The 11,298-nt window shown below is 45.9% G+C and carries 7 protein-coding genes; 4 read left to right on the top strand and 3 right to left on the bottom strand.

Annotated elements, in window-relative coordinates:
* Positions 1 to 237: 237 nt before the first annotated feature.
* Positions 238 to 921: a DUF6678 family protein gene (locus IKW96_RS11090; protein WP_296574603.1), complete on the top strand. Its 684-nt coding sequence runs from the start codon at positions 238 to 240 to the stop codon at positions 919 to 921.
* A gap of 230 nt (positions 922 to 1,151) precedes the next feature.
* Positions 1,152 to 1,760 carry a hypothetical protein gene (locus IKW96_RS11095; RefSeq protein WP_296574607.1) on the top strand — a complete coding sequence of 203 codons (609 nt, stop codon included), beginning with the start codon at positions 1,152 to 1,154 and terminating at the stop codon, positions 1,758 to 1,760.
* Between the two features lie 69 nt (positions 1,761 to 1,829).
* Here IKW96_RS11095 and IKW96_RS11100 read toward each other — a convergent pair whose 3' ends face one another.
* From IKW96_RS11100 to IKW96_RS11110, 3 genes are all read right to left on the bottom strand, one after another.
* Positions 1,830 to 4,565 carry a glycoside hydrolase family 11 protein gene (locus IKW96_RS11100; protein WP_296574609.1) on the bottom strand — a complete coding sequence of 912 codons (2,736 nt, stop codon included), beginning with the start codon at positions 4,563 to 4,565 and terminating at the stop codon, positions 1,830 to 1,832.
* A 246-nt stretch (positions 4,566 to 4,811) separates the two neighbouring features.
* Positions 4,812 to 5,783: a hypothetical protein gene (locus IKW96_RS11105; RefSeq protein WP_296574612.1), complete on the bottom strand. Its 972-nt coding sequence runs from the start codon at positions 5,781 to 5,783 to the stop codon at positions 4,812 to 4,814.
* Positions 5,770 to 6,324: an RNA polymerase sigma factor gene (locus IKW96_RS11110; RefSeq protein WP_296574615.1), complete on the bottom strand. Its 555-nt coding sequence runs from the start codon at positions 6,322 to 6,324 to the stop codon at positions 5,770 to 5,772. Before IKW96_RS11110 ends, IKW96_RS11105 begins: the two co-directional genes overlap by 14 nt.
* 197 nt (positions 6,325 to 6,521) lie before the next feature.
* Here IKW96_RS11110 and IKW96_RS11115 point away from each other — a divergent pair, with 197 nt between their 5' ends.
* The gene (locus IKW96_RS11115; protein ID WP_296574618.1) at positions 6,522 to 8,441 is read left to right on the top strand and encodes a dockerin type I repeat-containing protein; all 1,920 of its coding nucleotides are present in this window, start codon (positions 6,522 to 6,524) and stop codon (positions 8,439 to 8,441) included.
* Between the two features lie 157 nt (positions 8,442 to 8,598).
* Complete coding sequence (locus IKW96_RS11120; protein WP_296574620.1) at positions 8,599 to 11,133, top strand: glycoside hydrolase family 11 protein; 2,535 nt, start codon at positions 8,599 to 8,601, stop codon at positions 11,131 to 11,133.
* The last annotated feature ends 165 nt before the right edge of the window (positions 11,134 to 11,298 follow it).

Genomic DNA, 11,298 nt, shown 5'->3' on the forward strand with positions numbered 1-11,298 from the left:
TTTATATTATAATCCGACGGACTGCAACCCATAAAATAACGCAAAAGGTTGAAAATATTATGCTTTATGTACAATCATGCTCAATCAATGAGTTATCGTGCTGTGTATATTCACAAATCGCGAACCTTTTTATTCCCAATACTGTGTCAAGCCGTCCGAACGAGTTGAAATAATTTTGCTTATATGATATAATGATTTCAGCGTCCAGCAAATGAACTAACAGAAATGGGTGATAATATGCTGCATGAAACCTTACGGAAGGTACTTGACACACGAAGCGGAGTAATCCTTCCCAACAGCCCGCAGAAAGGGAACTGCTATGAAACAGTTTTTGACGCAGAATGGAAAGGAAATGTGCATTTTGTAGTTGTAATGTCGGAATTTCGCCGTAATCCCGGCCATTACCATGTCATAAGAGACGGGCAGCCAATATCGCCGACCTATACCTTTACCAAAACAGACGAGTCGCTTTTCAGAAAAATGCAGAGACTTATAGACGATATTGAAAACGGCAAATTCAGCAGCAAAAAGACTCTTAGTGAAAGGATCACTTCTTTTGTTGAACAAAACGGAGCGGTTTCCTGCATGAACAACACCAAATGGCGCGAGCTTCTCGGAGCTCTGAACGAAAACATGAAAAATATCGAGATACAGTACAAGAACATATTCGACGAAAAAGCTCCTGATGAATACTGGGAACTCTATGGCGATGAGGATATAGAGCATATGAATCCCGCTCAGATCCAATGGCTGAAAATAAAGCATACTATCACAGAATACAGACACCGCGGAGCTCTGCTTCCCCCCGAAACCGAAAGCTATGACAAAAAGGAAGAGCTTATGCAGATATTCCGCAAATACAATATCCCTTATGAATACGATGAAAGTGAAAATGCATTCGTGGTATTCGGGTATAAATAATACATATTGCTCACATATCATATGCCTAATATTTATATATGTACATCATCTATGTGTTTTTGCCTTGTTGGACTTAAAATAGTCAATACGCCGAATTCTTTTTCTGTAACCGATTTTTAGTTGAAATACGCTTTCAGTTGTGATATATTATAACAGGTCATTAAAGTAGTATTATGACCTGTTTTCTGTTTTTAACGGAAAACAATGACATTATATCAGGAGCGATAAATATGAAAAGAAAAATGATAATTGCAATGGCACTCACAATGCTTCTCTGCGGCTGCGGCGAAGCTGACAGCAATTCCGCAAAGGACAGCACAGCTGAAAAGACTACCTCAGCTACAGCTGCTCAGGAGGAAACAACTGCCGAGACAACAACAGACGCAGAAGAAGAAAAGGCCACAGAAGCAGATACAACTGAAGCTGCAACAACTGCCGGTGAAGAGGACACAACTGCCGACGCTGAAAGCGCAACAGCTTCACTTCACGACGACATTTTCGAGGGACTGTACAAAGATAAGAACGACAGCAATAACTCCCTTTCTATCGACTGCAAGAACGATAAGCTCTACAATGTACATATCTCCCGCAAAAAGTCTGATACTGTAACTGAAGAGTGGTTCTTCACAGGCGAGTTCAACGGCAGACAGGTGCTTAACTATGAAAACTGCTGCAAGAGCACAATGACTACCGCAGAGGACGGTTCTGTTATGAGCGGCACCGATTATTTTGACGGAACAGGCTACATCCAGATCTCCGAAGAGGGTACCGAAACAGGTATCATCTGGGTAGACAATAAGGATAACGCAGGCGCAGGCAATTTCTTCATAAAGCAGTAAAAGCAATATGAAATAAAAGAAAAAGCCGTAACATCACATGATGTTCCGGCTATTTTATTTATCCTCAGATCATAAGCTCTTTATCAGTCCGAGGAGGAACTGCTGTATTTTAAGAGCGTCGTTTGAGGTAAGACCCTTTGAGCTTGTATCAACGTCTGCGTTCATCCTGCCCTGCTCTGTGAGAGCGCGCTCGTCAGTGCCGCCTACGCCGTACTTGTTCGGATTTGCAAGTGACTGCATGATGAGAACTGCGTCTGCCATATCTATTCCGCCGTCGCAGTTTGCATCTCCGAGGACATAGTCAATTACATCTTTCTCCTTGATAGTTACCTTGTAGGAGAACTTGACATCATAGCAAAGATTGAAGCTGTAATAATCGCCGACTGTTCCGTCATAGCTTACGGTATACTCGCCTGCAGGAAGAGTATTGAACTTGTCGCCGCTCACGCTGTTTTTACCACCGTCAGAAACAGTGAATTTTCCAACGCTGAAGAAGGTTTCATCGTATGCCTTGCTGCCTGATGCATTCTTCTTTGAAGCACTTATCATGAGTCTCTTGATATCGAGATCTTCGCCGACAGTGTATTCCGTCTTTTCAGGATATGCTGCAACGCTCTTGAACTCATAGGTCTCATGTGTTGTGACCATAGGCGTTGTTGTAGGAGTTGTGGAAGTTGTTGTCGAAGTGGTAGTTGTGGTTGTGGTTGTAGTTGTAGTTGACGTGGTAGTGGTTGTAGTGGTGGTTGTTGTTGTCGTAGTTGTAGTAACAGGCTGTGCAGAAGAAACATACTTGTCGATAACGTCTGCCCAGAAGTTGCCTATCTTTTTATAGCCTGTTCCGTTGGGGTGGAGCTGATCGCTGCTGATATCGTTCATGCCGTCAAGACAGCCGTGAACATCTGCAAATCTTACGTTCTTGGACGCATACTCCTCAGCCACCTTCTTGACGGTGCTGTTGTAGCTTGCGATCTCCTGAGCATTTCCACCGTAGGCTGTGTGCTCGGGAACGGAAGCAAGGAAAATCACTCCGTCAGCAGGCATCTCCGAAAGCATATAATCCAGTACAGCGCGGAGGTCTGAAGCACAGGCGTCCATTGAGCGGTTTGCAGTCAGGTCATTCGTACCTATCATAAGGAGAATGATATCGGGAGAAGCTTTCTTGACAGCGCTGTTGTTCTTGAGCTCATTGTACAGGCTGCCCTTGCCGCCCTGCTGCTGTCCCCAGCCGGGAACTTCCTTGATCTGATAGCCGCTGAATCCTGCATGGTTGTCATCATAGGTGATACCGTTTGCAGTAGCGCTGTCCCTGCCGTTTGGACCTACCATATCTATCTTTGTATAGCCCATTTTCCTGAGAGCATCATAGAGGTACTTTCTGTAGCCGCCCTGCTCGCCGTCACCGTTGGTGATAGAGTCACCAACAGGCATTATCTTAATGGTGCTGTTCTTTGAAAGGTTTGAAGAAGCCGCAGGAACATTTTCCTCATTATTTCCCTGCTCTCCTGCCGAACTGCCTACCGTGCCCTTACCTGTAACAACAGACGAAGCCTTTCCTTCCTTCGAGATCTGTACTGCGTCTATGCAGAAGTCGCAGAGGTCGCCGGAGTCCTCGGGAGTTTCGATATAAAGTATCATATCGCCTGAGGCGCTTGGGATAGTGAATTTCGCATTCTCAAGCTTTGTCCACTCGCCGCTCTTAGCCGTACAGTCAGCGATCTTGGTGTATGAAGCGCTGTTTCCTTCGCCCTGCTGCAGGGACATTTGGAGAGTTACAGCGCTGCCGGAGTTCTGAAGAACTGCCGCACTGAAACTGTATGTTGCGCCCTGTATAAATGTACTTGGATCCAGTGCAACAGCGCAGCCGTTCCACTCATTTTCCCTTCCCGAAACGTATATCGACTTTGCTCCGTCGTAGTAATTCTTGCTGTCAGACTTGACAGAAGCGCTTCCTCTTCCTGTCCAGTCGCCTGCACCGCTTTCAAAGTCGTATGTGAAGTAGTCGCCGTTTGCGTCGGGATCAGGTATCTTCGGCGTATCTGTTACATAATCGGGATTATCTCCTCCTTCGATAAAATTATTATCAACCGTTATGCTCTTAACCTTTGCCGAGCCGTTCGATCTGTAACCCTCGATATTCAGCGATACTTCGTAAAGAGTACCCGACATATCGAGACCTGCCTTTGACCATGCGTCAAAGTGCTTGCTTACGTGAATAATACCCTTCATGTAGTTTGTTGTGTTGTTTTGTGAACCGCTTTTCTGCCTGATGCTCCAGTACTGCGGGAAGGTAGCCGTTCCGTCAAGAGAAGGCTGATTATAGCGCATTGTCTTGGCAATGTCGTATGTGTTTCCGTCAAGAGTTACAGTACCCTTTCTCTCAGCGCCGTCTCCGGGCGGACGCCAGTCGCCCCAGCCCTCAACTATGTAGTACTCCATGAGAGGAGTTCTCGTCCAGCCGTATACGCACATATAGGAATTTCCGCGGGGCGTGTACTCAACATCGTAGGTAAGTACGATGTTGCTGCCTATCTGCTTGTAATTCTTCTTCTGACTGTCATAGTTCTTGCCCATACGAGCAAGGAAATTCTCGATACCGCTCCACGAACAGGTGAAATTGCCTGCACCGGGGTTCATTGAAACCTGACCCGTGTAGTTCTGGTTCCACATTTCATAGTCGTAGCCGCCGATGTTTCCGCGTTCCTGCTGGTCGGCAGCAAGGACCGTTCCTGTATTCGGTATGCCTGCGGTCAGCATTGCGGCGCTTATGCCGACGCTGACGAGCTTTTTGAAAATGCTCTTGTTCATTGTGATCATTCCTCACTTTCTGAAAAGAAATTTTAATATCCTTTTTTCGGCTGAAAAAGGCGCAAAAGCCGTCATACTCTTTTGTGTCCCGTCCTTTTTCTCAGCCTCTGAACATATTTTATAATATTTCGACGAATATTGCAAGTCAAATCTTGCGAAAATATTCATTTTAAACAAATACAAAAAAACATTCTGAGCTCCGCAAAAGCGGAGCTCAGGCAGCTGCAAATACATCGTTCTATTCGTTTAAGTCATCTTTTTTCTGTCAATATTCCTGAAAATATAATACTCGTCCGTTTTCATCAGCCTTACCGCGACCGACTCCACGGCGCTAACGTCCGCTATCTCATAGACCTCCAGCGGCATTCTGAACTGTGTCTCATCGGAAACGATAATATCAACGTTCGGCTTGCCGATATAGATCCCCACCCAGTTTTCGGGGACAAGCGAGTCCATCTTTTCATAGGTGATACTGTTCAGCGTAACTGTGCAGTACGAGGTGCGGAAAGCCTCGATTCTGTCTGTCGTCGTGTAAACAGGTCTTGTGACAGAACCTGTTGCCCCAGATGCGCCTGTAGTCATAATAGTCGGAACCGTCACACAGGCAGTCGACGTAATTACTGCACCCTCCTGTATTATTGAAGTATCCCGTGTAGTCGTTGTCGCAGGCATAACAGGGCTCACCCCTGTTGTTGTCCCGGTGAACACGGTCTCTTTGCCTGTATTTCCGCTATGAACAGCGGAAGAAGTTGTTACGTGAATGTTCGTGGCGGCAGTCTGTGTCGTCTTTGTCACAACTTCTGTCCTGTTCACTTCAGAGCTTTGCGTTGCAGCCGCTGTTGTCCGCACAGAAGCAGTAACCGACACCGGGGGGCTGCTCACGGTCGTTGTCCTTGCAGTCTGAGTTGTTCTAACTGTGGATACCGTAGTTTTTGCCGCCGTAGTCCGTACTGTTGAAGCAGTCGTCGTGACCTCCGCCGAAGTCTCTGCAGTAACAGCTTCGGTAGCTGCGGAAGTAACGATATCGTCTCCGCTGAAACCGGGATCTTTTTTGAGCGAGCTGTTATGCCACACAGCCACGCCGACTATCACCGCCGCACAAAGTCCCGAAACGGCGCATGATATCTTTTTTATACGCTGAGCCCGTATCTTTCGCCTTTCCAGTATAGCGTCGCCCTGTTCCCTGACGATATCGGCTATTTCCTTATAGCTCCTCATAAACGAATCCCTCCTTTTCCAGCTCTTTTTTCAGCGCGTTTTTAGCGCGGTAAAGCAAGTCCCTGACCTGTTTGCCTGATTTTTTCATTATATCCGCAGTTTCCGCATGGTCAAATCCCTCGATATACATAAGATAAAGCACCTGCCTGTATTCGGGCCTGAGCTTCTGCATATTCCTGTGCAGAACTATCTTGTCTTCATCTTTTATATATTCTTTCTCCAGCGAAGCGGCTTCCGAAAGTCCGTAAGCGTTCTCGAGAGGTATTTCTGTCAGCTTCATTTTACGCATATTGTCGCAGGCTATATTTCTGCCAATGGTGTAGAGCCATGTCCTGAATGCGCTTTTTCCGCGGAACACAGGTCTGTCAGTGTAGAGCTTGATAAAGGTGTCTATCGCAAAGTCCTCAGCTTTATGGATATCGCCGACTATGCTGTAAAGGTAAAAGATAAGTCCGTCCTTGTAGTCACGTATCAGTTCGTCCAGTGCGTACTTATCCCCCGAAAGAAAACGGCTGTAGCTGCTTTCACCGTTTTTCTTCATGGTATACTCCTTTCTCCTATTAATTAGACGTAAAAAAACACTACAGCGTCGCAGTTTTTTTCTATTATACAATAAAAAATTTTTTTTTGCAACAAACTGCGACGCTCAGGCAGTTTTTTACGTCTAATTAGTAAAGGGCTGAAAAAGGTGTCGGCTCGGAAACAACAGCTGCATGTAAAAAACGAGGAGGTATCATTATGAATAACATAAAAAAGAAGCTTTTATCGCTTATTTTAGCAGCAGGAATGACAGCTTCAATGCTGCCTGCGTCTGTTTTCGCCGAAAACGAAAAGATACAGAGTGAAAAAATATCAATGACCGAATTAAACAAGTTAAGGGCTCGGCCGTCGGAGTATGACGAGAAGTACGAGGCTGCCACCCTTGAGGAAGTAATGACGGAGCTCTGCGGAAATTATGTATTTCTCAACAGCCACGATGTAAGCTACCATTCAGGCAGTTTCAGCTGTATCGGAGACAACGGAAAGATACATAAAATCGACAGCTACTATACCGAGACTGTTGTGAAGGTCAAAGAGGATACGTCTCTCCCTGTGGAGGAGATAATGTCAGAGGCTGTGGATATGGGCATAAAAAAGCCCGAGATAAACAAGGACGGAGATCTTTACCGTATAACGGTCACGGCTCCCTATCAAAATGACGAAGAAAACGCAATGAAGTTCCTGCTCAACAAGCTTGCGGACTGCGATAATGTGGTCTCGGTAAAGGAACATCTTGCAATATACGAGGATACCGCCAACCATGTAAGTCTGGAAGGCGTGTATGTCGGCAAGACAAAGCTCAGCGACGAGACAATGGGAGAACTCCTGCTGAAACTCGCTCCGCTTGGCGCAAAAGAAGACACAAGCAGTTATACACTTGACCGTCTGCGTAAAACAGGGTACAGATACAACTTTGTGTTCGACTATGACCTTATAAACAAAATGAACGACAAATCTGCCATATACGACCTTTACAAATACCTTGATGAGAGCGGTCTCAGCTACTCAACATTGTCTTATCAGACCTGCCTCGCAATGGCAGAGCCTGAGGTATATTTCTGCAGCAAGGAATACCCTCTCGGCAAGAAATACGATGTCGTTAAAAAGCCTTCATACCCGACTGGCGAAGAAGAAGCTCAGGGAGAGGAACTGTCACAGCTCAATTTCAAGCTGAACAATCCCGATGAAGAACTCGAAGCCGCATACAAGTCTGCAACTTTGGACGAAGTATTCGACAAGCTCTGCGGAAACCATGTCGATCTTTCCAGCCATTACGGCAGCGAGCTTTTCTCCGCCGTCGGCCAAAAGCAGCTATTCAAAATAGACGAAAGCGGCAGGATACATATCATCTACGTCAGGGGAGCCGAGACCGTCGTTAAGGTCAAAGAGGACACAGAGCTCCCGTTAAAGGATCTACTCGCTGACATAAAGGTTGACGGTTACAACAGTCTGAGTATTTCAAGGCAGGATAATATCTACCGCATAAAGAACTCCCCCTCGAAAGAGATCATGGACAAAATAATCGAAAAGCTCAGGACTTACGGCAATGTAATCTCCATTGACGAGCATTTTGCAGTCTACGAGGATACAAAGAACTACTCGGGCTTCTCGTCCGAAAACTCTATTTACATCGAAGGAAAGGACATTCCGGAAGAGGAGCTCCTCGAAAAGCTTGCCGCATTTGACCCTTCGGAGCTCACAGACGATACATACATCGACTATCTCTTAAAGAACGATTCGGAACTGGTCTTCAGGATAGGCGAAAACCGTCAGAACGACCCGACGGAATACTATAAAGCGGTAAAATACCTTGCAGACAACAACATAGGCTACAGGATACCGAGCACTATCACCGAACTGGCAGTCCTGAAAGCCGAGGTATTCTACTGTAACCGTCCCTGCCTGATAAACGGCATGGAGGGCGACGCAAATGCCGACGGACAGCTCGATATGTCCGACGCGGTAATGATAATGCAGTCCCTTGCAAATCCCAACAAATACGGTGTAAAGGCCGCAAAAGGCATAACCGCACAGGGCATAAAGAACGGTGACGCCGACAATAACGGACTTACCACAAACGACGCCCTTGAAGTGCAGAAAAAGCTTCTTGGTCTTTAATTGAAATTCACCCCCACAAAAGCAATAAAAGTTCAGAAATGTTGAATTTCAACAATATCCGACTTGTATTGTTATGAGAAATGATATAAGATTAGTATAATGGATAGTTATATCCTGACATTATTTATTATTTCTCATTTTCTGTGGGGGTGTTTTTATGACATTCAGAGGTTTTAAACGGGCTGTTTCCGCAGCAGCCGCAGCAGTATGCTTCGTTTCAGCTGTTCCGGCGGTCCCGCTCATAGCAAGCGCCGAACACATAATCACAAAGGGCGGCTATGACTACGAATACTGGTCTGACAGCGACGACTACCTCAAATTCGACGTTGACGAGGACGGCGTCATGCTGGGCTCATGGTATTCGCAGTCAAACTGCTTCTTCGCAAAGGGTTTGATAAAGAATAAGCCCGTTTCCAATAATTATATTGTAAACTACGATGTTTCCATCAATTTCGGACCTGTTCAGAATGCTTCCGCATACGGTGCGTGTACTTACTTATGCGCTTACGGCACATTATCCGATCCGCCTGCGGAGATCTTCCTCATAGACTATGATTCTGACCCGGAATGGTATAACGGCGGGGGAGAAAATCCTCCGTGGTACAATGAAGCTCATAAAGATGACTATACTCCGCTGGGAAGCTTCGAGTCGGACGGCAATATCTACGATCTTTACACCAACAATGGCGTAAACCACACTATAGACGGCTCATACAACTATGCCAGATACTTCAGCGTCCGCCGAGGCTGCAAGATGAAAGACCGTTATGAAACCAATCAGTCATGGGGAGCTGTCACCGAATACAGCGACTATTCGGGTTCAATAGACGTAGGCGCACATCTTGACGCATTTGAAAAGGCAGGAAAAAGAGTGGGCGACCTCGAAAGGCTTTCATTCAACATCGAGTCATACTGCTCTGGCGGCGAAGTTAAGCTGAACAGCTGTGAAATAACAGAAAAGGCAGAGGAAGACACCGAACCGATAAAGACCCGAGGTACCTTTGAAAAGGACGGTTACAACTATTCCTACAGCTCGTCATGCAGACCAAGCAAGATCAACCTAAAAATACACGACGACGTAAAGTCAAAGGAATTTGATTACTCCTGTCCTGACGGCACAAACACCATAACGAAGGAACTCATAACAGAGCCTGTAAAGATAGGAAAAAACGACGTTATCATGTTCAGGAGCGACTATGAGTTCACTCTGAAGGGCGAAGACGACAATAAGAACCGTTTCAGCGGCATACTTGAAATGGAACTGAACGACGCACAGAAAGTGTTCTTTGCTGATACCGGACTGGCTCTCAGTGAAAAGAAGATTGAAGAGATGTATGCCGAAAAGGGCATAACTGCAAAGCCTGCAGGCAAGACAGACGGTAACACCATAAAGCTTCGTGAAACACTTTTTTCCGATACCAACAGAGAAATGAACGTCTATCCCTTTACTTACACAATAAAGAACGGCGATAAGGAAGAAAAGCACACCGATTACTGGCTGACCGATCTTGACAGCGACACTTATTCCTACCGCTCAGGCAATCATAAATACAGCGGCAATAAGATCAAGCTCCAAAGCTCGTACAGATGCTACAATATCCACACGATGACAGACGTTTTTGAAGCTCTCGGAGAATTCGGACTTTCGGCTGAAACCATCGAGTCTGCTTCCTTTGTATTCTGCTCCGAAAATGTAGGCAGTTCGATATCTGTAGCTGATATTTCCCTTGATGTTACTGATTTCCCCGACGGTCCCTATGATTACTCGGTAAGCTATTACGGCGAGGGCGATTTTTCATTGAAGTCAAAAGAAAACGGCGTTTTTGACTTCGACTGGTACAACAAGCTCGGCGGGACCTGCTTTGCAAAAGCCGGAAAACGTTTCGGCGGCAGCGGTCTTGACCTTGCAGATGTTGAGAGCATCACCGCAGACTACAGCGTAACTGTCGATTCCGTTGAGATATACAAGGTCGACAAGGACAAAACCTCGGTATACTTATACGGCACACTCCCTGCGACAGAAGAGAAAACGGACGAGTTCTACATTGACATTGCCTACCTCGGAAACGATGAGACACTGAAAAAAAGGTCAGGCTCTTCCGCACCGCTTTCCGCTATTGACGATAACGGAAAGACCTACGATCTTCACAGCAACTCAATGCTCTCCGACAGCGGTTATGAGTTGTTCGTAAGCAATATCGACGACGAGCTCTCTGTAGACCGTCAGTACTGGAGCATGGAGCACGAGCCCCCCGTAAACGGAGAGGACGCGGCTTCATTCAGCGGAACGATAGACATAACGAAGCATATCGCAGAATACAGGGCTTTGGAAAACGGAAATAAATGCGGACTTCTCAGTGAGCTTGCCATAGTTGCGGACGCAGAGCAGTCGGTCGGCAATATTTCTGTTGACAAATTCGATATCACCATTACATACAAGGACGGAACAGTTGAGAAGTATACTCCCGCTGAAGTAACAAAAACTCAGAAAAAGACGGTCATCGGCGACCTTAACGGCGATAACAGAACGGATTCACTTGACCTCGTGCTAATGCGTCGTGAAGTCCTCGGTGCAGAAGCAGACAAGACGGTCAATAAGCTGGCAGACATGAACGGCGACGGACAAGTAAAACTCAACGACCTTGTGCTTCTGACAAATTTCATACTCGGAAAAAAAGCAGATAAAACATAATGAACATGAATGGACAGCCCATACGGCTAATGTCATTAAGCTAATCGAATAATGAAAAGGAATCAGGAGTATGTTTGAAAATAAACGAGCATACTCCTGATAGTATTTATTAAAAAAAGGCAGCACGAAAAGACAGATCAGAGATCTGCCAGAAAAAATATTGAC

The organism is Ruminococcus sp., assembly GCF_017549005.1.
In the GTDB taxonomy this organism is placed as follows: domain Bacteria; phylum Bacillota; class Clostridia; order Oscillospirales; family Ruminococcaceae; genus Ruminococcus.